Origin of the sequence: Pseudomonas sp. CFII68, assembly GCF_000416195.1 — a bacterium.
GTDB classification, from domain to species: Bacteria; Pseudomonadota; Gammaproteobacteria; order Pseudomonadales; family Pseudomonadaceae; genus Aquipseudomonas; species Aquipseudomonas kilonensis.
Window position 1 is genome coordinate 35,807 of the sequence record NZ_ATLN01000122.1, and the last position, 23,375, is coordinate 59,181.

Annotated in this window: 20 protein-coding genes and 4 tRNA genes; 10 read left to right on the forward strand and 14 right to left on the reverse strand. The window is 60.0% G+C overall.

Features of this window, described 5'->3' with window-relative positions:
* Positions 1-97: 97 nt before the first annotated feature.
* From CFII68_RS04220 to CFII68_RS04210, 3 genes are all read right to left on the reverse strand, one after another.
* Complete coding sequence (locus CFII68_RS04220) at positions 98-1,201, reverse strand: NADH:flavin oxidoreductase (RefSeq protein ID WP_018612605.1); 1,104 nt, start codon at positions 1,199-1,201, stop codon at positions 98-100.
* 300 nt (positions 1,202-1,501) lie between these two features.
* Positions 1,502-1,984: a glutathione peroxidase gene (locus CFII68_RS04215; protein WP_018612606.1), complete on the reverse strand. Its 483-nt coding sequence runs from the start codon at positions 1,982-1,984 to the stop codon at positions 1,502-1,504.
* A gap of 121 nt (positions 1,985-2,105) precedes the next feature.
* A complete protein-coding gene (locus CFII68_RS04210; RefSeq protein ID WP_018612607.1) occupies positions 2,106-2,591 on the reverse strand; it encodes a peptidylprolyl isomerase in 486 nt (161 codons plus the stop codon).
* Here CFII68_RS04210 and CFII68_RS04205 point away from each other — a divergent pair.
* From CFII68_RS04205 to CFII68_RS04195, 3 genes are read left to right on the forward strand one after another with little or no spacing between them, the layout of a single operon-like run.
* Positions 2,560-2,898: a DUF3565 domain-containing protein gene (locus CFII68_RS04205; protein WP_018612608.1), complete on the forward strand. Its 339-nt coding sequence runs from the start codon at positions 2,560-2,562 to the stop codon at positions 2,896-2,898. The two genes, CFII68_RS04210 and CFII68_RS04205, sit on opposite strands and share 32 nt — an antisense overlap.
* Before the next feature lie 54 nt (positions 2,899-2,952).
* The gene (pta, locus tag CFII68_RS04200) at positions 2,953-5,052 is read left to right on the forward strand and encodes a phosphate acetyltransferase (protein WP_014340158.1); all 2,100 of its coding nucleotides are present in this window, start codon (positions 2,953-2,955) and stop codon (positions 5,050-5,052) included.
* Positions 5,053-5,961, forward strand: coding sequence for an acyltransferase (locus tag CFII68_RS04195; protein WP_018612610.1), 909 nt, complete (start codon positions 5,053-5,055; stop codon positions 5,959-5,961).
* A gap of 204 nt (positions 5,962-6,165) precedes the next feature.
* On the opposite strand, the gene cysN is transcribed toward CFII68_RS04195, so the two are convergent.
* The 3 genes from cysN to CFII68_RS04180 all read right to left on the reverse strand — a co-directional run bounded on the left by cysN (position 6,166) and on the right by CFII68_RS04180 (position 10,124).
* Positions 6,166-8,064, reverse strand: a complete 1,899-nt coding sequence (cysN, locus tag CFII68_RS04190; protein ID WP_018612612.1) for a sulfate adenylyltransferase subunit CysN — start codon at positions 8,062-8,064, stop codon at positions 6,166-6,168.
* 9 nt (positions 8,065-8,073) lie between these two features.
* A complete protein-coding gene (gene cysD, locus CFII68_RS04185) occupies positions 8,074-8,991 on the reverse strand; it encodes a sulfate adenylyltransferase subunit CysD (protein WP_003178041.1) in 918 nt (305 codons plus the stop codon).
* A 374-nt stretch (positions 8,992-9,365) separates the two neighbouring features.
* Entirely contained in the window at positions 9,366-10,124 is a 759-nt protein-coding gene (locus CFII68_RS04180) for a Nif3-like dinuclear metal center hexameric protein (protein WP_018612615.1), read from the reverse strand.
* Positions 10,125-10,228: 104 nt separating this feature from the next.
* On the opposite strand from CFII68_RS04180, the gene algW reads away from it, so the two are divergent.
* From algW to CFII68_RS04165, 3 genes are all read left to right on the forward strand, one after another.
* Positions 10,229-11,389: a Do family serine endopeptidase AlgW gene (gene algW, locus CFII68_RS04175; protein ID WP_014340162.1), complete on the forward strand. Its 1,161-nt coding sequence runs from the start codon at positions 10,229-10,231 to the stop codon at positions 11,387-11,389.
* Positions 11,390-11,537: 148 nt separating this feature from the next.
* On the forward strand, positions 11,538-13,643 hold the full coding sequence (locus CFII68_RS04170; RefSeq protein ID WP_018612617.1) for a TonB-dependent siderophore receptor: 2,106 nt from the start codon (positions 11,538-11,540) through the stop codon (positions 13,641-13,643).
* 11 nt (positions 13,644-13,654) lie between these two features.
* A complete protein-coding gene (locus tag CFII68_RS04165; RefSeq protein WP_018612619.1) occupies positions 13,655-14,374 on the forward strand; it encodes a DUF4198 domain-containing protein in 720 nt (239 codons plus the stop codon).
* Between the two features lie 181 nt (positions 14,375-14,555).
* Here the strand turns inward: CFII68_RS04165 and CFII68_RS04160 are convergent, their stop codons facing one another.
* The 3 genes from CFII68_RS04160 to CFII68_RS04150 all read right to left on the reverse strand — a co-directional run bounded on the left by CFII68_RS04160 (position 14,556) and on the right by CFII68_RS04150 (position 17,276).
* On the reverse strand, positions 14,556-15,248 hold the full coding sequence (locus tag CFII68_RS04160; RefSeq protein WP_018612621.1) for a sensor histidine kinase KdpD: 693 nt from the start codon (positions 15,246-15,248) through the stop codon (positions 14,556-14,558).
* Positions 15,241-16,848: a tetratricopeptide repeat-containing response regulator gene (locus tag CFII68_RS04155; protein WP_018612623.1), complete on the reverse strand. Its 1,608-nt coding sequence runs from the start codon at positions 16,846-16,848 to the stop codon at positions 15,241-15,243. The genes CFII68_RS04160 and CFII68_RS04155 overlap by 8 nt, the downstream gene beginning before the upstream one ends.
* A gap of 351 nt (positions 16,849-17,199) precedes the next feature.
* Positions 17,200-17,276 (reverse strand) — tRNA-Arg (locus CFII68_RS04150).
* Positions 17,277-17,801: 525 nt separating this feature from the next.
* Between CFII68_RS04150 and CFII68_RS04145 the strand changes: the two genes are divergently transcribed.
* The 3 genes from CFII68_RS04145 (at position 17,802) to CFII68_RS04140 (ending at position 19,794) form a co-directional block, all read left to right on the forward strand.
* Positions 17,802-18,128, forward strand: coding sequence for an Arc family DNA-binding protein (locus CFII68_RS04145; protein ID WP_003204761.1), 327 nt, complete (start codon positions 17,802-17,804; stop codon positions 18,126-18,128).
* A 210-nt stretch (positions 18,129-18,338) separates the two neighbouring features.
* Positions 18,339-19,106 carry an AraC family transcriptional regulator gene (locus CFII68_RS0126210; RefSeq protein WP_256211749.1) on the forward strand — a complete coding sequence of 256 codons (768 nt, stop codon included), beginning with the start codon at positions 18,339-18,341 and terminating at the stop codon, positions 19,104-19,106.
* A gap of 79 nt (positions 19,107-19,185) precedes the next feature.
* Entirely contained in the window at positions 19,186-19,794 is a 609-nt protein-coding gene (locus tag CFII68_RS04140) for a LysE family translocator (RefSeq protein ID WP_018612644.1), read from the forward strand.
* Between the two features lie 508 nt (positions 19,795-20,302).
* Here CFII68_RS04140 and mgtE read toward each other — a convergent pair.
* The gene (gene mgtE / locus CFII68_RS04135) at positions 20,303-21,745 is read right to left on the reverse strand and encodes a magnesium transporter (protein WP_018612646.1); all 1,443 of its coding nucleotides are present in this window, start codon (positions 21,743-21,745) and stop codon (positions 20,303-20,305) included.
* 322 nt (positions 21,746-22,067) lie between these two features.
* Here mgtE and CFII68_RS04130 point away from each other — a divergent pair, with 322 nt between their 5' ends.
* A complete protein-coding gene (locus CFII68_RS04130) occupies positions 22,068-22,571 on the forward strand; it encodes a hypothetical protein (protein ID WP_018612648.1) in 504 nt (167 codons plus the stop codon).
* Between the two features lie 40 nt (positions 22,572-22,611).
* Here CFII68_RS04130 and CFII68_RS04125 read toward each other — a convergent pair.
* From CFII68_RS04125 to csrA, 4 genes are all read right to left on the reverse strand, one after another.
* Positions 22,612-22,688 (reverse strand) — tRNA-Arg (locus CFII68_RS04125).
* 72 nt (positions 22,689-22,760) lie between these two features.
* Positions 22,761-22,837, reverse strand: a tRNA-Arg gene (locus tag CFII68_RS04120).
* A 106-nt stretch (positions 22,838-22,943) separates the two neighbouring features.
* Positions 22,944-23,034, reverse strand: a tRNA-Ser gene (locus CFII68_RS04115).
* Positions 23,035-23,096: 62 nt separating this feature from the next.
* The gene (csrA, locus tag CFII68_RS04110; RefSeq protein WP_003178872.1) at positions 23,097-23,285 is read right to left on the reverse strand and encodes a carbon storage regulator CsrA; all 189 of its coding nucleotides are present in this window, start codon (positions 23,283-23,285) and stop codon (positions 23,097-23,099) included.
* Between the last annotated feature and the right edge of the window lie 90 nt (positions 23,286-23,375).

Consider the following 23,375-nt stretch of genomic DNA (forward strand, 5'->3'; position numbering starts at 1 on the left):
GCTCCCACAGAGTTATCAGTCGTTCACGCAAAATGTGTTCGCTGAAGATCAATGTGGGAGCAAGGCTTGCCCGCGATGAGGCCCTACAAGGCGCCGCTTAAACCAGGGTCATCAACGCCTCACGACTGAACGGCAAGATCTCCTGCTCCCGACCTTCGCGAACTTTCTGCGCCCAGTCCGGATCCACCAGCAGCGCACGCCCCACCGCCACCAGGTCGAACTCATCGTTGTTCAAGCGCTCCAGCAGTTTCTCCAGGCTGGCCGGTTGCGCGATTTTGTCGGTGTTGACCATGAACTGCAGGAACTCGCCATCCAGGCCGACGCTGCCGACGGTGATGGTCGGCTTGCCGGTGAGCTTGCGGGTCCAGCCGGCCAGGTTCAGCTCGGAGCCTTCGAACTCCGGCTCCCAGAAGCGCCGTGTCGAACAGTGAAAAATATCCACGCCCGCGTCAGACAACGGCTTGAGGAATTCGCCCAGGGCTTCAGGGCTCTGCACCAGGCGCGCGGTGTAGTCCTGCTGCTTCCATTGGGAGAAGCGGAAAATGATCGGGAAGCCCTCTCCCACCGCCGCGCGCACGGCACGGATCAATTCGATCGCAAAGCGCGAGCGGTTGGCCAGGCTGCCGCCATATCCGTCGGTGCGCTGGTTGCTGCCTTCCCAGAAGAACTGGTCCACCAGGTAGCCGTGGGCACCGTGGATTTCCACCCCGTCCATGCCGATACTTTGCGCGTCTTTTGCCGCCTGGGCGAACGCGGCGATGACGTCGTCAATGTCCGCCTGGGTCATACCGTGGACCACCACCTGACCGTCCTTGAGCTTTTCGGTCGGGCCATAGCCCGGCACGCTGGCGTCCGGCTCGGTGCCGATGCGTCGCACACTGCCCACATGCCACAGTTGTGGAACAATCTTGCCGCCTTCGGCATGCACCGCATCAACCACTTTCTTCCAGCCGGCCAGCGCGGCGTCGCCATAGAAATGCGGCACGTTCGGGTAGCCGTTGGAGGCCTTGTGCCCCACCGTCGTGCCCTCGGTGATGATCAGGCCGACCCCGGCCGCCGCGCGGCGACGGTAATACTCGATGACCTTGGCATTGGGCACGCCGCCCGGCGAAAAGGAACGGGTCATCGGCGCCATCACCACCCGGGTCGGCAACTCGAGCGCGCCGAGGTGGAAAGGTTTGAACAGGGCTTTTGCAGGCATGGGGCACTCCACGGGACGAAGTCACAGGTCGGATATGACGACGATAATATGGAGCATGGTAAGCGCTGGGTAGCACTATTGATTGGAGTGATTAAGGATCAAAAGATCGCGACTGTCTGGAAGCTAATGCCAAGGCGAGTGCAAAACCTGTGGCGAGGGGATTTATCCCCGCTGGGTTGCGCAGCAACCCCATCAGCTGCGACCGAGTCTTTTCTGACACACCGAGTTAGCAGGTTTTGGGGGCTGCTTCGCAACCCAGCGGGGATAAATCCCCTCGCCACAGGGTTCAGTGCCGGGCTTTCAGCCCAGCGCTTTTTCGATCGCCTGGATCACGGCAGGATCATCCGGCGCCGTGCGCGGTGAGAAACGCGCCAGTACCCGACCGTCCTTGCCGAGCAGGAATTTTTCGAAGTTCCAGGTAATGTCCCCGGGAAACTCGGCCCCCTCGCCCGCCAGCAGGCGGTACAACTGATGACGATCGTGACCGTTCACGTCCAGCTTGCTGGACAGCGGGAATGTCACGCCATAGTTGAGGCTGCAGAAGTCCTGGATTTCCTGCTCGGTCCCCGGCTCTTGCCCGGCGAACTGATTGCAGGGCAGGCCCAGCACGCTGAAACCCTTGGCCTTGTATTGCTGATAGAGGTTTTCCAGCGCCGCGTATTGAGGCGTCAGGCCACATTTGGAGGCGACGTTGACCACCAGCACGACTTGCCCCTTGAACGGCGCCAGAGCAAGCTCCTGACCATCCAGGGCTTTCAATTTAAGGTCGTGAAAAGCACTCATGACGAACTCCAGGTTTGCGGATCTTTTCGAAACAGCCATGGGTGATGCTAACAGCAACCGACTAAAAAGGCGCCGTATGGCGCCTTTCCAGTTCACTGGTTACTTGAGCGTAGCGCAGAAATCAGTGGTGATGGCCGCCTTCGCCATGGACGTGACCATGGGCGATTTCTTCCTGGCTGGCGTCACGGATGTCGACGATCTTGACTTGGAAGTTCAAGCGCTGACCGGCCAACGGGTGGTTGCCGTCAACGGTGACGTCATCGCCTTCCAGGTCGCGGATGGTGACGATCTGCATCTGGCCATCGGGCGCCGAGGCGTGGAACTGCATGCCCACTTCCAGCTCATCCACGCCTTCGAACATGCTGCGGCTCAAGGTGCTGACCAGCTCAGCGGAGTATTCACCATAAGCGTCTTCCGGCTCAACGGCCACTTTCAGCTCGTCACCGACGGCTTTGCCCTCCAGGGCCTTTTCCAGACCCGGAATGATATTACCTGCGCCTTGCAGGTAGACCAGCGGAGCGCCGCCGGCAGAGCTGTCGATGACCTCACCAGCGTCATTGGTCAGGGTATAGTCGATGGAGACAGCCTTATTGGCGGCGATCAGCATGGGGCGAGACCTTTTGCATAAGAATGAAGAACGGACAAGTCTAAACAAGGATTTGCCCGAAAGCGAACGGAACCCGGACAAACGGGCTAGCTCGAACAGACCGACGGTCACCGGTTTCCATCAGGACGAGGACGGGCACTGGGTGGCCGAGCTGTCCTGTGGCCACACTCAGCATCTGCGTCACCAGCCACCGTGGCAGTCCCGGGCCTGGGTGCTGGACCCCGGGCAACGTATTGAAAAAATAGGTCAGCCCTTTGATTGCGGCTGGTGCGCTCAAGGCCCGGTTAGCGATAACCTTGGCGACTGAATCGTGGGTAGACGGCCAGATATAGGCCGCGCCATTCCCCCTTAGAGAATTCGCATGCAAACTTTTTTTATCGCGCCCACCGATTTTGGTGTGGGCCTGACCTCCATCAGCCTCGGGCTGGTGCGTACCCTTGAACGCGCCGGGCTGAAAGTCGGCTTTTTCAAACCCATTGCCCAGCCGCATCCCGGCGACACCGGGCCGGAACGCTCCACCGAGCTGGTGGCCCGCACCCATGGCCTCAAGCCGCCGCAGCCACTGGGCCTGGCGCACGTCGAGCGCATGCTCGGCGACGGCCAGCTCGATGAGCTGTTGGAAGAAATCATTACGCTGTACCAGCAGGCAGCCATCGGCAAGGACGTGCTGGTCGTCGAAGGCATGGTCCCGACCCGCAACGCCAGCTACGCCGCCCGGGTCAACCTGCACCTGGCCAAGAGCCTGGACGCCGAGGTCATCCTGGTGTCGGCGCCGGAAAACGAAGTGCTGACCGAACTGTCTGGCCGGGTAGAGTTGCAGGCGCAGTTGTTTGGCGGGCCGAAGGACCCGAAAGTTCTCGGGGTGATCCTGAACAAGGTCCGCACCGACGAAAGCATGGAGGCGTTTTCCGCACGGCTCAAGGAGCACTCGCCCTTGCTGCGCAGCGGCGATTTCCGCCTGCTCGGTTGCATCCCGTTTCGCCCCGAACTCAATGCCCCGCGCACCCGCGACGTGGCCGACCTGATGGGCGCGCAGGTGCTCAACGCCGGAGACTACGAAACCCGGCGCATGAGCAACATCATCATTTGCGCCCGCACCATGCGCAACACCGTGGAGCTGCTCAAGCCTGGCGTGCTGGTGGTGACCCCCGGCGATCGCGACGACATCATCCTGGCCGTGAGCCTGGCAGCGATCAACGGCGTGCCGCTGGCCGGCCTGCTGCTGACCAGTGACACCCTGCCCGACCCGCGCATCATGGATTTGTGTCGCGGCGCCTTACAGGCGGGGTTGCCGGTGCTGTCGGTGAGCACCGGCTCCTATGACACTGCCAACCTGCTCAACGGTTTGAACAAGGAAATCCCCATCGATGACCGCGAACGTGCGGAGATCATCACCGATTTTGTCGCCAGTCACCTGGACGCCAGATGGCTGCACCAGCGCTGCGGCACGCCACGGGAAATGCGCCTGTCGCCAGCGGTGTTCCGCTATCAGTTGATCCAACGCGCCCAGGCCGCCAACAAACGCATCGTGCTGCCCGAAGGCAGCGAACCGTTGACCGTCCAGGCTGCCGCCATTTGCCAGGCCCGGGGCATTGCCCGCTGCGTGTTGCTGGCCAAGCCGGCCGACGTCGAGGCAGTAGCCCGCGCCCAAGGTATCGAACTACCGCCGGGGCTGGAGATTCTCGACCCGGATTCGATTCGCGAGCGTTACGTCGAACCCATGGTGAGTTTGCGCAAGAGCAAGAGCCTGAACGCGCCGATGGCCGAGCAGCAACTGGAAGACACCGTGGTCATCGGCACCATGATGCTGGCCCTGGATGAAGTGGACGGGCTGGTATCCGGCGTTATCCATTCCACCGCCAACACCATCCGCCCGGCGTTGCAACTGATCAAGACCGCGCCAGGATGCTCGCTGGTGTCCTCGGTGTTTTTCATGCTGTTTCCCGAAGAAGTGCTGGTCTACGGCGACTGCGTGATGAACCCACACCCCAGCGCTGCGGAGCTGGCGGAAATCGCCCTGCAAAGCGCCGACTCGGCCGCCGCGTTCGGCATCACGCCGCGGGTGGCGATGCTCAGCTACTCCAGCGGCGAGTCGGCCAGTGGCGAAGAAGTGGAAAAAGTTCGCGAAGCCACCCTGCTTGCCCACGAGGCCCAGCACGGCCTGTTGATCGATGGTCCGTTGCAGTACGACGCCGCCGCCAACGAAACCGTGGCACGGCAATTGGCGCCCAACAGCCAGGTGGCCGGCCGGGCGACGGTGTTCATCTTCCCGGACCTCAACACCGGCAACACCACCCACAAGGCCGTGCAGCGCAGCGCCGATTGCGTCAGCCTCGGGCCGATGCTGCAAGGCTTGCGCAAACCGGTGAATGACTTGCCGCGCGGCGCCCAGGTCGACGACATCGTGTACACCATCGCCCTGACCGCGATCCAAGCCGCCAACCGACCTTTGGACATTTAAATGCTGGACTTTTTGCCTGCTCCTTTGCGCGGCGTCATTGCCTCGCTGCTGTTGGCGCTGAACACCATCGCCTGCTGCACGCCACTGTTCATCGTGGCGATCTTCAAGCTGTTGCTGCCCTTCCCCGCCGCCCAGCGCTTCACCAACTGGCTGATGGGCCACATCCACGAAGCCTGGATCAGCAACAACAAGGCCTGGATGAGCCTGCTGCGTCGTACCCGCTGGCACCTCAGCGGCCTGGAGGGCCTGGACTACCAGCATTCGTACCTGATCACCAGCAACCACCAGAGCTGGGTCGACATCATGGTGTTGCAGTACGTGCTGAACCGACGCATCCGGCCGCTGAAGTTCTTCCTCAAGCAGGAACTGATCTGGGTGCCGGTGATCGGCCTGGCCTGGTGGGCGCTGGGCTTCCCGTTCATGAAACGCTACTCCAAGGCTTACCTGGAGAAGCATCCGGAAAAGAAAGGCAAGGACCTGGAAACCACCCGCAAGACCTGCGCGAAGTTTCGCGACAACCCTGTGGGCATTTTCAACTTCGTCGAAGGCACGCGCTTCACCGACAGCAAGCACGCCCAGCAGCAGTCACCGTTTCGCTACCTGCTCAAGCCCAAGGCCGGCGGCATCGCGTTTGTACTGGATGCCATGGGTGAGCAACTGGAGTCGATCATCAACGTGACCATTCATTATCCGTGCGGTCGTCCGGGGTATTGGGATTTGCTCTGCGGCAACGTTGGAGAGGTGGTGGTGCATTTCCAGGAACTGAAGATCCCACCGCAGTTCATTGGCAAGAACTACGACCAGGACGGCGTGTATCGCCTGGAGTTCCAGGGCTGGATCAACCAGTTGTGGCAGGACAAGGATGCGTTGCTGGCGCAGATGCATCGGGAGTATCCAAACCCCCACTAACTTCCCCTGTGGGAGCGGGCTGTGTGGGAGCAAGGTTTGCTCGCGATCCAGGCGCTGCGGTCCTCAAGAGACCGCGGCGTTTTCATCGCGGGCAAGCCTTGCTCCCACACAGCCCGCTCCCACAGTTGACCGAATTGTTCTCTGGAAATGAAAAAGCCCGCGGATGATCGCTCATCTGCGGGCTTTTAGTTACAGCGGCGGACCTTAGATCGCCCCACGCTTGCGCAGCAGATCCAGCACCTGCTTGACGCTCTCTTCCAGGGTCAGCGCCTGGGTGTCGATCACCAGGTCGGCATCCAGCGGCACGTCATACGGGAAGGATTCGCCCGGGATGTTGTCGCCAGCGGCGGCATACAGCCCTTGCGGATCACGCTGGGCACACACCGTTGGCGAGGCCTGGACGTAGACCGTCAGCAGACGCTCCTTGCCGATCAGCGCCTTGGCCTGTTCGCGGCCTTCGGCATCCGGGGCGACAAACGCGGCGAGGGTCAGCAGGCCGGCTTCGTTGAACTGACGGGCGACGTGAGCCGCCCGGCGCCAGTTCTCGGTACGCCCGGCGCGATCCTGTGGCAAGCCCTTGTTCAGGTCATGGCGCAGGTTCTGGCCATCGAGGACAAAGACCGCACGGCCCGAGTCGAACAACTTGCGCTCGACCGCATAGGCCAGCGTGCTTTTGCCAGCGCCCGACAGGCCACTGAACAAGACCGTGGCCGGCTGCTGGCCGAAGCGCTGGGCGCGTTCTTCCACCGACACATGGGCCAGCTTGCCATGGTGCGTGCTGCTGCCGTGAGCCAGCGGCTGGGCGACGATCATGCCGGCACCGACCGTGCCGTTGGTCAGGCGATCGATGACGATGAACGCGCCAGTGGTGCGGTTGCTCTCGTAACCGTCCAGAGCGATCGGCGCGTCCAGGGCGATCTTCACCTGGCCGATTTCGTTGAGCTGCAACGCGCTGGCCGGACCTTCTTCAAGGGTGTTCACATCGACCTTGTTGACGATGCTGGCAATCGAGCCCGGCACGTAGCTGGTGGCGCGCTTGATGTCATATTTCTTGCCCGGCAGCATCGGCTCTTCGGCCATCCACACCAGCATCGCTTCGAAGCTGTCGGTGACCGGCGGCACGTTGTCGGCATGCACCAGCAAGTCGCCGCGGGAGATGTCGATTTCGTCTTCCATGGTCAGCGTTACCGCCTGGCCAGGACCTGCATGCTCCAACTCGCCCTCGAAGGTGACGATGGATTTCACGCGGCTGCTCTTGCCCGACGGCAGCACCACCACTTCGTCGCCCTTGTGCACGATGCCGCTGGCGAGGGTGCCGGCGAAGCCGCGGAAGTTCAGGTTCGGACGGTTGACGTACTGCACTGGGAAACGCAGGTCGGTGAAGTTACGGTCGCCCGCCACTTCCACGGTCTCGAGGATTTCCATCAGCGACTGGCCGGTGTACCACGGCGAACGCTCGGACTTGTTCACCACGTTGTCGCCCTTGAGGGCAGACATCGGCACGAAGTGCATGGTGGTGGGCTTCATCTTCAAGCCTTCGGCGAACTTCAGGTAGTCGGCCTTGATCGACTCGAACACGCCCTGGTCGAAGTCCTTGAGGTCCATCTTGTTGATGGCCACGACGATGTGCTTGATGCCCAGCAACGAGGCAATGAAGCTGTGACGACGGGTCTGGGTCTGCACGCCGTAGCGGGCGTCCACCAGGATGATCGCCAGGTCACAGGTGGACGCACCGGTGGCCATGTTGCGGGTGTACTGCTCATGGCCTGGGGTATCGGCGATGATGAATTTACGCTTGGCGGTGGAGAAATAGCGGTAGGCGACATCGATGGTGATGCCTTGCTCGCGCTCGGCCTGCAGGCCGTCGACCAGCAACGCCAGGTCGATATCGTCACCGGTGGTGCCGACTTTCTTCGAATCGCGGGTGATGGCTTCCAGGTGATCTTCGTAGATCATCTTGGAGTCGTGCAGCAGGCGCCCGATCAGGGTGCTCTTGCCGTCGTCGACGTTACCGCAGGTCAAAAAGCGCAGCAGCTCTTTACGCTCGTGCTGGCCCAGGTAGGCGAGGATGTCCTCGCTGATCAAATCAGATTGATGCGACATGACAGCCCCTTAGAAATAACCTTGACGTTTTTTATCTTCCATCGAGCCTGCGCCATCGTGGTCGATGACCCGGCCCTGGCGCTCGGAAGTTCGCGTCAGGAGCATTTCCTGGATGATGTCCGTCAGGCTTTCGGCCTCGGACTCCACCGCGCCCGTCAACGGGTAGCAGCCAAGGGTACGGAAACGCACTTTCTTCTTGACGATACGGGCTTTGTCTTCGTCGGACAGGTGCTCGAGGATACGCTCGTCGTCAATCATGATCAGCGTGCCGTTCTTCTCGATCACTTCACGCTCGGCAGCAAAGTACAGCGGCACGATCGGGATGCCTTCAAGGTAGATGTACTGCCAGATGTCCAGCTCGGTCCAGTTCGACAGCGGGAATACCCGGATCGACTCGCCTTTGTTGACCTTGCCGTTGTAGACGTTCCACAACTCCGGGCGCTGGTTCTTCGGGTCCCAGCGGTGCTTGCTGTCGCGGAACGAGTACACGCGCTCCTTGGCGCGGGATTTCTCTTCATCGCGACGGGCACCGCCGAACGCGGCGTCGAAACCATATTTGTCCAAGGCCTGCTTGAGGCCTTCGGTCTTCATGATGTCGGTGTGCTTGGCACTGCCGTGGGTAAATGGGTTGATGCCCTGCGCCACGCCGTCCGGGTTCACATGGGTGATCAAATCCAGGCCCAGTTCCTCGACCATGCGGTCGCGGAACTTGTACATTTCCTGGAATTTCCAGCGGGTGTCGACGTGCATCACCGGAAACGGCAGCTTGCCGGGGAAGAACGCCTTGCGTGCCAGGTGCAGCATCACGGCGGAGTCTTTACCGATGGAGTACAGCATCACCGGGTTATCGAACTCGGCGGCCACCTCGCGGATGATGTGGATGCTTTCCGCCTCCAGCTGTTTCAGATGCGTCAGTTTGTCGACCATGGCTACTCACGAAAACTTTCTTATGAACGGCCAGCGGGCCGTGTTCGAGCGGGGAATCCTAGCACAGCGACCTCTTCTAATCAGGGCGCCAACTAGATCGAAACAGCATATGGATATGCCCAGTGGTTCGGGCATTGCAGTGGGCCCTGTGGGAGACAGTGAACCCTGTAGGAGACAGTGAACCCTTGTGGGAGACAGTGAACCCTTGTGGGAGACAGTGAACCCTGTGGGAGACAGTGAACCCTGTGGGAGCAAAGCTTGCTCGCGATGACGTCGGCACATGCAACGCCGCTATCGCGAGCAAGCTTTGCTCCCACAGGCTTTGCTCCCACAGGCTCGCTCCCACAGGGAATACAAACAGGGGTTATAAACAGTCAGATGGGATTCGGGCAATCGATGAAGATGTGCTCCAGGGCGAAGCGTCGCGCCAGATAATCACCCAACGCCTGTACGCCATAGCGTTCGGTCGCATGATGCCCGGCGGCGACGAAGCTGATGCCATTTTCCCGCGCACTGTGGAACGTCTGCTCCGACGCCTCGCCGCTGAGGTACAGGTCGACGCCAGCCAACACCGCCTGATCGATATAGCCCTGGCCACCACCGGTGCACCAGCCGACCCGGCGGATCATCTGCTCGCCTTCGATCAACAACGGCTCTCGCCCCATGACTTCCTGGACCTTGCGCGCGAAATCCCGCGCCGTCATCGGTTCGGACAGGGAGCCGACCAGGCCGACGATCTTGGGGTTGTCCGGATCCAGCGGTCCCTCGACAGTGATGTCCAACTGGCGGGCCAGTTGCACGTTGTTGCCCACCTCCGGGTGCAGGTCCAAGGGCAAGTGGTAGGCCAGCAGGCTGATGTCATGTTTGAGCAACGTCTTGAGGCGACGCTGTTTCATGCCGGTGATGCAAGGGTTTTCGCCCTTCCAGAAGTAACCGTGATGCACCAGCACCAGGTCGGCCTCGGCCTCGACGGCAGCATCAAGCAACGCCTGGCTGGCGGTGACGCCACTGACAATGCGCATCACCTGGGGCGCACCTTCGACCTGCAGGCCGTTGGGGCAATAATCGGCAATCCGGCTGCTGGCCAGGTAACGGTCCGCTTCTTCGACCAGGGTGTTCAGGGCTACGGCCATGAAAAGACTCCTAAATATCCCGTTCAGAGGCGCGCGCGGCCTCGTATAATGCGCGACATTATGGGCGGTCTCATACCGCCTGCAACCTTTGTAGGACGTGCTTAATGCTCAAGGCGCTGCGTTTTTCCGGCTGGCCGCTGTTGGCCGGCGTGCTTGTCGCTCTACTGATTATCCAGCGCTACCCGGAATGGGTGGGCTTGCCGAGCCTCGACGTCAACTTGCAGCAGGCGCCGCAAACCAAGGCGGTGCAACAGGGGCCGGTGTCCTATGCCGACGCCGTGACCACCGCCGCGCCAGCCGTAGTGAACCTGTACACCACCAAGGTCATCAACAAACCCAGCCATCCGTTGTTCGAAGACCCGCAATTCCGGCGCTTCTTCGGCGACAACTCGCCCAAGCAGAAGCGCATGGAGTCGAGCCTGGGGTCGGGCGTGATCATGAGCCCGGAAGGTTATATTTTGACCAACAACCACGTCACCAGCGGTGCCGACCAGATCGTGGTGGCGCTCAAGGACGGTCGTGAAACCCTGGCCCGGGTAATCGGCAGCGACCCGGAAACCGACCTCGCGGTGCTGAAGATCGACCTCAAGAACCTGCCGGCCATCACCATCGGCCGCTCCGACAGCATCCGCATCGGCGACGTGACCCTGGCCATCGGCAACCCGTTCGGCGTTGGCCAGACCGTGACCATGGGCATCATCAGCGCCACCGGGCGCAATCAGTTGGGCCTGAACAACTACGAGGATTTCATCCAGACCGACGCCGCGATCAACCCCGGCAACTCCGGCGGCGCGCTGGTGGATGCCAACGGCAACCTCACCGGGATCAACACGGCGATCTTCTCCAAGTCCGGCGGCAGCCAGGGCATCGGTTTCGCCATTCCGGTGAAGCTGGCGATGGAGGTGATGAAGTCGATCATCGAACACGGCCAGGTGATTCGCGGCTGGCTGGGCATTGAAGTCCAGCCGCTGACCCAGGAACTGGCGGAGTCCTTCGGCTTGTCCGGGCGGCCCGGCATCGTGGTGGCGGGGATTTTCCGCGACGGCCCGGCACAGAAGGCCGGCCTGCAACTGGGCGATGTGATCCTGAGCATCGATGGCGAGCCGGCCGGCGATGGCCGCCGCTCGATGAACCAGGTGGCGCGGATCAAGCCCACCGACAAGGTGACGATCCAGGTCATGCGCAACGGCAAGGAGCTCAAGCTCACCGCTGAAATCGGCCTGCGCCCACCGCCGGCGCCGGTGGTGCTCAAGGAAGAGCAGTAAGCCGCTTCAAGCCTTCCACCCCCCTGTGGCTAGGGAGCTTGCTCCCTCGCCACAAAAAAATCCGCCCACATTTAGCAAATCAGGAATAGCATAAATTCTCATCGGTAGTGTTATATTGTTTCAATACTAAAAATTGGAACACCCTAACATGTCATCCCTGAAACGGATTTCCGCTGCCAGTCTCGCCTTGGGCCTGCTGGGCGATCCGGCCTACGCCGAAGAGAGCCAGCCCCTGGAGCTGGACGCCATCACCGTGACGTCCGACTACGAATCCCCCACCGGACCTGTCACAGGTTATCGCGCCACGCGCTCGGCCAGCGCCACCAAAACCGACACCGCCCTGCGCGACATCCCGCAATCGATCAGCGTGATTCCCGCCAGCGTGCTCAAGGACCTGGGCAGCACCAACGTCGAACGGGCATTGGAATACGCCGGCGGTGTATCGAAGCAGAACAACTTCGGTGGCCTGACGCTCTACGAATACAGCGTGCGCGGCTTCACGACGTCGGAGTTCTATAAGGACGGCTTCAGCGCCAACCGCGGTTATCCGAGCACGCCGGACACGGCGAACATCGAACGGATCGAAGTGCTCAAGGGGCCGGCCGCCAGCCTGTATGGACGGGGCGATCCCGGCGGTACGGTGAACATAGTCACCAAGAAACCCCAGCCCGAAGCCTTCACCACCTTGCAAACCAGCGCCGGCAGCTGGGATCGCTACCGCACCGCGCTGGACGTCAACACGCCACTGGACACCGAGGGCAACCTGTTGTCGCGGGTCAACCTGGCGATCGAGGACAACCACAGCTTTCGCGATCACGTCGACAGCCAGCGCGTCTTCGTCGCGCCTTCCATCAGTTGGCAATTGAACCCTGACACCCGGTTACTGGTGGAAAGCGAAATCGTGCGCCACAGCTCGACGTTCGACCGTGGCATTGTCGCCCCGAACAACCGCTGGAGCGGCGTTTCCCGCTCGACCTTTTTGGGCGAGCCCAACGACGGCGACATCGACAATCACAACAACATGCTCCAGGCCGCCCTCGAACATCAGCTCAACGACACCTGGCAACTGCGCCTGGCCAGCCATTACAAGCAGGGTGAACTCTGGGGCTTCGCCTCCGAGGCGCAGCCGTTGAACGCCGATGGACGCACGGTGAACCGCCGCTACCGCGAGCGCGACAACAGTTGGCACGACAGCATCACCCAGTTGGAATTGCGCGGCCTGTTCGACCTCGGCCCGTGGCAGCACGAACTGCTGATCGGCAGCGAATACGAGGACTACCGCAAGAACGAGCGCGTCACCAGGATCACGGGCGGCACCTACCCCATCGACATCTATCAGCCGATCTACGGCCAGCCCAAACCCAATGGTGATCGTACCGGCACGGATTTTTTCGAGCGTGTGCAAAGCCGCGCATTGAACCTGCAGGACCAGATCGTCTTCACCGACAAGCTGCGGGGCATGCTCGGCGTACGTTATGAGCATTTCGAGCAGAGCATCGACGATCACACCACCGGGGTCTCCAGCAGCCAGCGTCATGACGCGTTCACGCAACGGGCTGGCCTGTTGTATCAGTTGACGCCCGAGGTCGGCCTGTTCGCCAACGCCTCTACATCGTTCAAACCCAACAACGGCCTGGATGCCGACAGCAAAACCTTCGATCCCGAGGAAGGGGTTGGCTATGAAGTGGGGATCAAGAGCGAGTTGTTCGACGACCGCCTGAGCACCACCCTGGCGGCGTTCCATATAGAGAAGGAAAACGTCCTGGCGCAAATCGCCGGGACTGATTTCTACAGTGCCATGGGTAAGGCCCGCAGCCAGGGCATCGACCTGCAATTCACCGGGCAGGTGACCGACACCGTGCGCGTAATCGGCGCCTTCGCCTACATCGACGCAGAAGTGACCAAGGGTGACGAGCAAATCCCCACCGGCAGCCGAATCCTCGGCGTCGCCAAACACAGCGGTAGCCTGCTGGGGGTCTACGAGTTCCAGGACGGCCACCTGCGCGGTTCGGATGTCGGCGCGGCGTTCACTTACGTCGGTGATCGCTCGGGCGAAGCCGGCAAGGATTTCGAACTGCCGGCCTATCACACCGTGGACCTGTTGGCCCATTACAAGGCCAGCGATGACGTCACCGTGGGCCTGAACCTGAACAACGTCTTCGACGAGAAATACTACGAACGCTCCTACAGCAATTACTGGGTTACCCCCGGCGATCCGCGCAACTTCACTGTCAGCCTCACCCTCGATCTATAAAGGAAGTCAGCATGAAATACCCCAAGACCTTCGCCCTGCTCGGCCTGCTCCTGGCCACACAGGCCTCGGCCCATGGTCTGTGGACCGAACAGCGTCGCGGCAACATCGAAGTGATCTACGGTCACGGCGCCGAAGACAATGCCTTCAAGGCGCAGAAAGTCAGCGGCGCCTGGGCCTATGACCTGGGCGGCAAGATGATCCCGGTCACCGTAGAGCGCCTGCCGGATCACGCCCGCCTGCAACCGCTCAAGCCGCCCGCGGTGCTGGCCGTGGCGCTGGACAACGGCATGTGGTCCCAGACAGCCGACAAGAAGTGGATCAACGAAGGCCGCAGCAAAGTGCCCGGGGCGATCGAGTCGACCCACACGTTCAAGTACAGCCTGGCGATCTATGAGCCGGGAGCGAAACTGCCGACGCTGGCACCGATCAAGTTCGTGATCCTGCCGGAAGTCGACCCGCTGACCGTTGGCCCGGGCCAGTCATTGCCGGTACGGGTGCTGCTGGACGGCAAACCGGCGGCCGGTGTGAAACTGGTGGGCGACTACCGCAGCGCGCCGAACACCGTATCGACTGAAACCGACGCAGAAGGCCGGGCCAAGGTGCTGGTGCGCAACGAAGGCTTGAATGTGATCGCGGCGCAGATGGAAATTGCCCTCAAGGACAACAAGGACGTGGCCACCCGCGGCGTGTTCACCTCGTTGACCTTCCTCGGTGAGCCGCATCACGAGTAACCCCGCAGGGGATAGGCGGTGAACACATTTTTTGTGAACGCCCGCAGCCTATTGTGGGAGCGGGCTTGCTCGCGAAAGCGGTGGGTCAGCTTGCATGAATGTTGGATGTCATGCCCCTTTCGCGAGCAAGCCCGCTCCCACAGGGGGTATGTGTTGGCAGGGAGATTTATGAAGCGATTGCTCAGGGCAGATAAAGCCGGAACACCCCACCACCCAACACACCGCCATTGGCAATCTCGGTGCGCCCGCTCACCCCGCCGCGCTGATGCAGCCCGGCGATCCGCGCGGCGAAGTACAGGCCCAGCCCGGTGCTGCCGCTGCTGTGGTTGATACCCTGCACATACTCGGCCTGACGCTCGATCATCTCTGGCGGGTAACCTTCACCGTCGTCGTTGATGGTCAGCACCAATTGCCCGGCCTCATCGCTGACACTGATCAGCAGCGCCTGGCGCGCATGGCGAATGGCGTTGTTGATGCAATTGTCGAGCACCGACGCCACCAGCTCACGGTCGAAAAAGCCCAAGGGGCTGAGCGGATCGACGTCATAGGTGACCATGATCCCGCGACTGCGGAACACATCCTGATGGCCGGCCAGTTGCGCCTCGATGAAGTCATCCAGCTCATGGTAGGCCGGGTGCAGCGGCAATTGGTTGACGCCGAGCTTGTACAGCCCCAGCAACTGCACCATGAGGCCATTGAGATGGGCGAACTCGAACTCGATGACGCCCTGCTCCGAGGTTTGCCGCTCGGATTCGGGCAAGCGTTCGAGCCATTGCCCATGCGCCTGCATGAGCAAGGTCAGGGAGTTTTTCATGTCGTGCACGGTCGACGCGATCACCGTGGAAAAATCGAGGGCCTGTTCGCTGTCACTCATCGCCAAATGCCTTGCTTCGCAGTTTTTGATAACGCGCAAAACGCGCATCGGTGTCGGGCATCATGCCCACCAGTTTCAGGCAGGCGCGGCACTCCTGCAGCAGTTCCGACTCCACACTGGTGTCGGTGCCATGCAGCAGCGATTGCGCCATGTTCAGGGCAATACTGATGTTCTTCGGTTGCATCTTCAGCGCGCGGCGGAACAGCTCCCGCGCCTCCGGCAACGCGCCGGTCTTGTAGACCCGCACGCCTTCGCGGTTCAACTCGGCGGCGGCATTGCCCTGGTTGAGGATGTTCGGGTCGTCGGTCAGCTTGGCGATGCCTTGCATCACCGTCGGGTCATCACCGTAGATTTCCGCGCAGTTCTTGAGCATCGACTCGCCGGCGCTGGTCTGGCCAAGCATTTGCAATTGCTTGGCCACCAGCAACGCAGCCTCGGCGCTCATGAACTGCTCCATGCCATCGAGGCGCTGCAAAGCCTGTTCGGTGAGCTTCTCGGCGGTTTCGGCATCGTTGAGCAACAGGCTGGTGGCCTTCATCAGCCGCGCCCGAACCTGCAACCCCGGGTCGTTGAGGTTCTCCTTCGCCACGGCGCTGAGAGTCGTGTTGATCTCCAGCCGGGTGCGGGTGTCGAGGCCTTTTTCGCTGCCCTTGCTGATCAACGCATGGGCCAGGCCGAGGTTGCTTTCCGGGTCCTTGAAGCGCGACTGCGCGCCCTGCCCGACCGCCTGGCGATAGGCCCGGGAAGCCGTGTCATAGTCTTCGTTGGTCATCGCCAGCTTGCCCAACAACGATTGGCGGCGCACCGCCAGCGGCGACAGGCGCACCGCCTCTTCCAGCACGTGCTGCGCCTGTTTGGTGTCACCTTCGGCCACCAGCACGTCGGCCATGCCGTCGTACAACGCCGGCATCATTGGAAAGACTTTCAGGGCCTTTTCATAAACGGCCTTGGCCTGCCCCACCTGACCACGCTTGAACATCAACTTGCCCAGCCCCACGTAAGCCCACGGCAACGGGCGATCCGCGATGATCGAGTTGTACAGTCGTTCAAGGGCCTCGTTCTGATTCAGGTCGCGCAACGCATCAGCCCGATAACGCAGGCACAACGGCCCGTAGCGCGGGTCCTGCTTGCACAAGGCGATGCAGGCATTGAGCACTTCCATCGGCTTGCCACGATCGAGGGCCTGCAGGATTGGCTTGAGCAGGGTCTTGCGCTGCTCGAGCCGCTCCAGCCGCTGGGCCAGGCCGGAGCGGTTGAACGGTTTGGTCAGGTACGCATCAGGCTCATGCTCCAAGGCACTGAGCACCATCGCCTGGCTGGTCTCAGCGGTCACCATGAGGAAAACACTTTCATGGCTGATCAACTTTTCGACCATCAGGTCTTCAAGCACCTGCTGGCCATTCTTGCGCCCATCGCCCAGGTGATAATCCTGCAAGATGAAGTCATAGCGTTTCTGCGAGCACATGCGCAGCGCCACTTCACCGGTGTCGGCGGTGTCCACGTCCTTGACGCCCAGCTCACGCAGCATGGAGCGGATCGAACTGCGAAAATCCGAGAAATCATCGACGATCAGAAAACTTTTTTGGTGGTACGCCAGCATCGAGGATGTCCAGGCAAGTAAGAAAATAACCCAATGGCATAACAACGAAACGCCGTGTCACAGCCCCGAAGCGCGCAGATGATAGCCACCAACCAGCAACGTTCAAGGGATTTCAGCAACCGCTTGGCCTGGCTGAGTCGTGACGCACATTGCGAGCCGAAACGCAGAAGACAACCGGGCTCATCGGGTTATCGGCAGGCGATGGCGTTCCGTTAAGGGGAAACGCGTGGCAGAAACCGAGTGCGAAGGATCAGCTAAACACAGAACCCGTGGCGAGGTTGTTGATCGTTCGGGAGATGGGGACGCGAGCAGGAAAAGTCAGCGGCAATTTCGCTAACCCATTGTTTATAATGGTGTCCCAGGGCAGGTTCGAACTGCCAACCTTCCCCTTAGGAGGGGGATGCTCTATCCAATTGAGCTACTGAGACACGAGTCGACCACGAGAGACGCGGTGCGCAGGACGGCGTGCATGTTAACGACCTGCCCTGCGTTTGTCATGTCGCCCATGGCTTTTTAAGTGTAGGCAAATAGTACTCCCTGTAAGGCTGACAGATCCTGGACGCCGAGCTTGGGCCGCCATTCATCTGTCCTGGCTCACTTATCCTAGTAAATCGGCCATTTGCCACTATCCTGTACAAGACAGGGACGGCACAGGTTTTTGTCCATTTCCGTTATCCGCCAGACGGTATGGCACATAGACACAATCCGACGGTCACAGATGCGAACCTGTTGTTTTTTACCAACCAGTCCGCATTTTTTGATGAAGGGTACTGGCAGAACGCCTTTACCCGGATCAGAATTTGTCACAGAATTGGCGCCAATGATCTGGCAATTTTGAGGCATGATGCGGGCCTCTTAACAATTCAGGTTGAACATTTGGCAATGGAGCTTGTCCTATCGACATCCTGCGGCCAATCCCGAGAACCGCTCCCCTGAACTAACCGGTTAAATATATGCGCCCATTGAAACAGGCAATTTATTCCAGCCGTACGGCTGACAAGTTCGTCGTACGTCTGCCAGACGGAATGCGGGAACGCATTGCCGAAGTGGCTCGCAATCATCACCGCAGCATGAACTCTGAAATCATCGCGCGTCTTGAGCAAAGCCTTATTCAGGAAGGCGCGTTGGGTGAAGAGTTGAGCATGCGCCTGGACAGCCCGGAGCTGTCATTGCATGAGCGCGAACTGCTTCAACGCTTCCGACAACTCTCCCATCGCCAGCAGAACGCCCTCGTTTCGCTGATTGCCCATGACGCAGAAATGGCCGCAGACGCGACCTGATAGCCCCCAAATACTCAAGCCAGCCTCGTGCTGGCTTTTTTTTGCCTGGCGTTTGGCCCAAACCTGCATTTCAAGCGCTCATCAGAGCCATCGAATCAGCACCACTGCCGATCCATGGCAGTGATGCTAAATTGATTCGCTAAAAGCATGGGCCCGGAGGCCTGCATGACAGGTCACGCATTCAAGATCCAAAGAATCCCAGGACTGGGCGTGGAAATCGTCGAAGCCGATTCAGATCGAACATTTGTCCGGCATATGCACGAACATTTTGGCATTGGCTTGCTTGTGCGCGGGGCGCAACGTTCAGCCAGCGGCCGAGGCCAGGTAGAAGCGACGGCTGGCGACCTTATATCGGTCAATCCTGCCGAAGTGCATGACGGCGCGCCCATTGGAAACGGAACGCGTCGTTGGCAAATGCTGTATTTCGACCCGCCGCTGATTGCGCAGGCATTCAAGGATATGGCGAACGATGGGGGCAGCTGTGCTCAGGAATTCGCTTACCCGGTGCTGCAAAGCCCGCGTGCGGCAGCATTGTTCCGCACTTTGTACCAAGCCGTCGCTCAAGCCGAGGAGTTTGGCGATCACCTGAAGATCGAAGAAACGCTCGCGCTTTTGCTCGAACATTTGCTGGATCGCTCCATGCCGATAGCGTCTTTGCCGGAGGTCGCGGCAAACCGTGCGAAAGCCTTGATCGACGACGATCCACAGTCGCCCATGTCGCTTGCCCTGCTCGCCAGGGAGGCCGATTTAAGCCGCTTTCAACTGGTACGCGCCTTCACCCGCCTGACCGGTTTGACACCCCACGCCTATCTGCTGCAACGACGCATCCACCGAACACGACAACTGATCGCTGCAGGCATGCCGCTGGCCGATGCGTCCCTGGCCAGCGGTTTCGCCGATCAGAGCCATATGACCCGATGCTTCGTGCGCAGTTTTGGATTTTCACCGGGCATGTACGCCCGGCAAGGACACCCGTAGCGACCTGCAATTTCGTTCAAGACGCTCCTCCTCACCGCTGGCAGGCTGGAGACTTCATAACTGCCAAGGTCGGCGTCGCATGAACCTCGATTTTTTTATCACTTCCCTGATCGTGGCGGCTTCGCCTGGCACTGGCGTGGTCTATACGGTTGCAGCTGGCCTGGCCCGGGGCTGGCGCGCGAGTGTGGTAGCCGCATTGAGTTGCACCCTGGGGATCGTGCCGCACATGCTGGCAGCCATCACGGGCCTCGCTGCACTGCTGCACACCAGCCCATTGGCCTTCGAGATCACCAAGTACCTGGGCGTCGCTTACCTATTGTGGATGGCATGGAGCACGCTCCAGAGCCATGGGGCATTGCATATTGATCCGCACAAGACTCCGCGCTCGAATGGCGCGGTGATTTTTTCGGGCATCTTGCTCAACCTGCTGAATCCAAAGCTGTCGATTTTTTTCCTGGCCTTTCTACCGCCATTTCTCGCGCCAGGAGAAACGGATGCCATGTGGCGCATGCTGCAACTGAGCTTCATCTTCATGGCGATCACCTTTGCTATCTTCGTCATCTATGGCGTGTTCTGCGCATCGATGCGCCACCATGTTCTGGAGCGTCCATCCGTGTTGCAGTGGATACGCCGACTATTCTCGGCAGCTTTTTTGTTACTGGCGGCGCGATTGGCGTTGATGCAGTGATGCGTGGGGGGTGACGGCGGCTCACTTTTGAAAAGCCCGGAAGCCGGCCCAGTCAAAAGTAAGCAAAACGCTCATGCCCCACCACTCGGTGCCTCGCTTAGGCTCGGCATGCCCTCACTCCGGCATTGCTCCGTGGGCCCGCCGCGAAGGGCCATCCATGGCCCAGCGCGGCTACCTCGGCATCCATGCCGAGGTGCCCACTGCGCAATGCCTACGTTCGGCCAGCGTGGTTAACGGGGCGCCGAGATCAACGTCCGCCCCGAGGCGGCCTTATAGCCGACCTGGCTTAGGGTGATCGCGTTTCTCCTGTGGGAGCGGGCTTGCTCGCGAAAGCGGTGGTGCAGCTCCATAGAGGCTGGACCTGCCTGCTGCTCTTACCTTGAGTTCTTGACGCCCCGCAAATCAAAAGAAGCCCCGAAAAAAAACGGCGCTTCCCATTTCTGAAAGAAGCGCCGTTTTTCTATGTGGACAATATTACGCCAAACAGGCGGGTTTCTCGATGAGCGACTCAGAGCAGGAAAATCGTCGCCAACCCCAGGAAAATGAAGAACCCGCCACTGTCAGTCACGGCCGTGATCATCACACTGGCGCCCATGGCAGGGTCACGGCCCATGCGGGCCAGGGTCATGGGGATCAGGACCCCCATCAATGCCGCCAACAACAGATTGAGCGTCATCGCGGCCGTCATGACCACCCCCAACGACCAGCTGCCATAGAGCAGATAAGCCACCACGCCAATTACACCACCCCAAATCACGCCGTTGATCAGGGACACAGCCAGTTCCTTGCGCATCAATCGCGATGTGTTGCCGGTGCTGACCTGGTCCAGCGCCATGGCACGGACGATCATGGTGATGGTCTGGTTGCCGGAGTTGCCACCGATGCCGGCGACGATGGGCATCAGCGCCGCAAGCGCCACCAGTTTTTCGATGGAGCCTTCGAACAGGCCGATGACCCGGGAAGCGACAAACGCCGTGATCAGGTTGATCGCCAGCCAGGCCCAGCGGTTACGCAGGGATTTCCAGACCGAGGCGAAGATGTCTTCTTCTTCGCGCAGACCGGCCATGTTGAGGACTTCGCTTTCGCTTTCCTCACGAATCAAGTCGACCATTTCATCGATGGTCAGACGGCCGATCAGCTTGCCGTTCTTGTCGACCACCGGCGCCGAAATCAAGTCATAACGTTCGAACGCCTGGGCCGCATCATAGGCGTCTTCGTCCGGGTGAAAGCTCACCGGATCGCTGGCCATGACCTCGGCCACCTGTTTTTCCGGGTCGTTGACGAGCAGGCGCTTGATGGGCAGCACGCCCTTGAGCACGCCGTCGTAGTCGACCACGAAAAGCTTGTCGGTATGCCCCGGCAGTTCCTTGAGGCGACGCAGGTAGCGCAAGACCACTTCAAGGCTGACGTCCTCGCGGATCGTCACCATCTCGAAGTCCATCAGCGCACCGACCTGCTCCTCGTCGTAGGACAACGCCGAACGCACACGCTCACGCTGCTGGCCGTCGAGGGCTTCCATCAGTTCATGGACAACGTCCCGCGGCAGTTCGGGCGCAAGGTCGGCGAGTTCGTCGGCGTCCATTTCCTTGGCCGCCGCCAGCAACTCATGATCATCCATGTCGGCGATCAGGGTTTCGCGAACCGAGTCCGACACTTCGAGCAGGATGTCACCGTCGCGATCAGCCTTGACCAACTGCCAGACCGTCAGACGTTCTTCCAGTGGCAGGGCTTCAAGAATGTAGGCGACGTCGGCGGAGTGCAGATCATCGAGCTTGCGTTGCAGCTCGACGAGATTCTGCCGGTGGACCAGGTTCTCGACCCGGTCATGATGCGGACCTTCCTGGCGATGCGTCAGGTCTTCGACGACCCGCTGGCGATGCAGCAGCTCAATAACTTGAGCGAGGCGATCCTGAAGGCTTTCCTGCGTTTTTTTTACTTCTACTTGGGTCATAGGCGAACTCCACTCCCAGCAGTGGAGCACGCCGGAAGGATCAATCAGTCAATTCATGATTGGCAAAACTAAATATTGAGTAACTACTGGGTAAGTCCATGGAGATATTCCAAAGCCCCGGCGGGGCTGACGGGCGCAATCATACACCGCTTGACGCTTTAAAACGCTAAAAAATCATGGCAAGAACAAGCGCTTGCGAGACAAACCTGAACCCAGGCTGAACCTGTTCCTTTACGACGACTTATCCAGAAAAGAAAACACACGCCGCGGCAGAAATGCGGCGACTACCCTTCTCTTCTGCACCGTCAAGGAGGACGACCGGATGCACCTCAACCACTGCCTGTTCCTGCTCGCCTGCTTGCCCTGCCTGCCTTTATGGGCTGCCGGGCAGACCGTGCATCGCTGCGAAAGTAATGCAAGACACGTTACATTCACCACCCTGAGCTGCGGCCCGGGAGAAACCCTGTCGCTACAGCAGATCCATCCGTACCGCCCAGGTTCGACCGAACCGACGAGCGAGGCGATGCTGCCCGAAGCGGAGCGCTGGCAAACATCCAGCAACAAAACCACACGCAAGGAACCGACCGTGGTTGGTCAGTTCCAGGACCGCTGCGGGAACCTCATCGACGCCAGGCAACGCCGCGACGCCATCCTGGACCGACGCATCATCGCCGGCATGAGCCAGCAGGACGTAGAAAGCGCCCTGGGCAAGCCAGACTCGATCAAAGTTCGGAATTCGAGCACGCGGTATAGCTACAAGGCGAAGAAAGGCCGCAGCGCAGAGGTCGTGTTCGATGAGAGGGGATGCGTAAAAGGCAAATCGTAGACAGCAAAAAGCCCGCGTAAAACGCGGGCTTCTTGGTGTTTGGTGCACTCGACAGGATTCGAACCTGTGACCGCTCGGTTCGTAGCCGAGTACTCTATCCAGCTGAGCTACGAGTGCAAGTTGTGGTTTTATACCAGATCACAACTGGTTGAAGCCAAGTTATTTGCATTGCTGCAAACAACTCTTAAATGGTGCACTCGACAGGATTCGAACCTGTGACCGCTCGGTTCGTAGCCGAGTACTCTATCCAGCTGAGCTACGAGTGCATTTGTTGCCGCGCATTATAGGTCGTCAATTCCTTTTGTAAAGCGCTTTTTTCAGTAATTTCAAGCACTTACTGATCGAGCCAGGTTTTGACGCACTAAAAAATAATGGCGGAGAACGGGGGATTCGAACCCCCGACACCCTTTTGAGGTGTACTCCCTTAGCAGGGGAGCGCCTTCGGCCACTCGGCCAGCTCTCCGCAACACGGGGCGTATATTAACCACCTTCATCCCCGTTTGCAAACATAAAAATCGATAAAAATTAATGGCTTGGTTCGTCGTCCTTCTCTTTCTTGATACGCAGGTAAATTTCCTCGCGGTGTACAGCAACCTCTTTCGGGGCGTTGACGCCGATACGCACTTGGTTTCCTTTGACGCCGAGCACGGTCACGGTGATTTCGCCATCGCCAATAATCAGGCTTTCTGCACACCGACGGGTCAGAATCAGCATACCTTTCTCCTCACGCAATTCACTTAAGGGACAACAGTCTGCAAAAAAAAGGCATTGGACCTACAACCGAAACGGTCGAAGCCTACAGGC

Bases quoted from the DNA above. Each gene is read 5' to 3' on its own strand.
- CFII68_RS04220 (WP_018612605.1), bottom strand. From the start codon at position 1,201: ATGCCTGCAAAAGCCCTGTTCAAACCTTTCCACCTCGGCGCGCTCGAG.
- CFII68_RS04215 (WP_018612606.1), bottom strand. From the start codon at position 1,984: ATGAGTGCTTTTCACGACCTTAAATTGAAAGCCCTGGATGGTCAGGAG.
- CFII68_RS04205 (WP_018612608.1), top strand. From the start codon at position 2,560: ATGGAGACAGCCTTATTGGCGGCGATCAGCATGGGGCGAGACCTTTTG.
- CFII68_RS04210 (WP_018612607.1), bottom strand. From the start codon at position 2,591: ATGCTGATCGCCGCCAATAAGGCTGTCTCCATCGACTATACCCTGACC.
- pta (WP_014340158.1), top strand. From the start codon at position 2,953: ATGCAAACTTTTTTTATCGCGCCCACCGATTTTGGTGTGGGCCTGACC.
- CFII68_RS04195 (WP_018612610.1), top strand. From the start codon at position 5,053: ATGCTGGACTTTTTGCCTGCTCCTTTGCGCGGCGTCATTGCCTCGCTG.
- cysN (WP_018612612.1), bottom strand. From the start codon at position 8,064: ATGTCGCATCAATCTGATTTGATCAGCGAGGACATCCTCGCCTACCTG.
- cysD (WP_003178041.1), bottom strand. From the start codon at position 8,991: ATGGTCGACAAACTGACGCATCTGAAACAGCTGGAGGCGGAAAGCATC.
- CFII68_RS04180 (WP_018612615.1), bottom strand. From the start codon at position 10,124: ATGGCCGTAGCCCTGAACACCCTGGTCGAAGAAGCGGACCGTTACCTG.
- algW (WP_014340162.1), top strand. From the start codon at position 10,229: ATGCTCAAGGCGCTGCGTTTTTCCGGCTGGCCGCTGTTGGCCGGCGTG.
- CFII68_RS04170 (WP_018612617.1), top strand. From the start codon at position 11,538: ATGTCATCCCTGAAACGGATTTCCGCTGCCAGTCTCGCCTTGGGCCTG.
- CFII68_RS04165 (WP_018612619.1), top strand. From the start codon at position 13,655: ATGAAATACCCCAAGACCTTCGCCCTGCTCGGCCTGCTCCTGGCCACA.
- CFII68_RS04160 (WP_018612621.1), bottom strand. From the start codon at position 15,248: ATGAGTGACAGCGAACAGGCCCTCGATTTTTCCACGGTGATCGCGTCG.
- CFII68_RS04155 (WP_018612623.1), bottom strand. From the start codon at position 16,848: ATGCTGGCGTACCACCAAAAAAGTTTTCTGATCGTCGATGATTTCTCG.
- CFII68_RS04145 (WP_003204761.1), top strand. From the start codon at position 17,802: ATGCGCCCATTGAAACAGGCAATTTATTCCAGCCGTACGGCTGACAAG.
- CFII68_RS04140 (WP_018612644.1), top strand. From the start codon at position 19,186: ATGAACCTCGATTTTTTTATCACTTCCCTGATCGTGGCGGCTTCGCCT.
- mgtE (WP_018612646.1), bottom strand. From the start codon at position 21,745: ATGACCCAAGTAGAAGTAAAAAAAACGCAGGAAAGCCTTCAGGATCGC.
- CFII68_RS04130 (WP_018612648.1), top strand. From the start codon at position 22,068: ATGCACCTCAACCACTGCCTGTTCCTGCTCGCCTGCTTGCCCTGCCTG.
- csrA (WP_003178872.1), bottom strand. From the start codon at position 23,285: ATGCTGATTCTGACCCGTCGGTGTGCAGAAAGCCTGATTATTGGCGAT.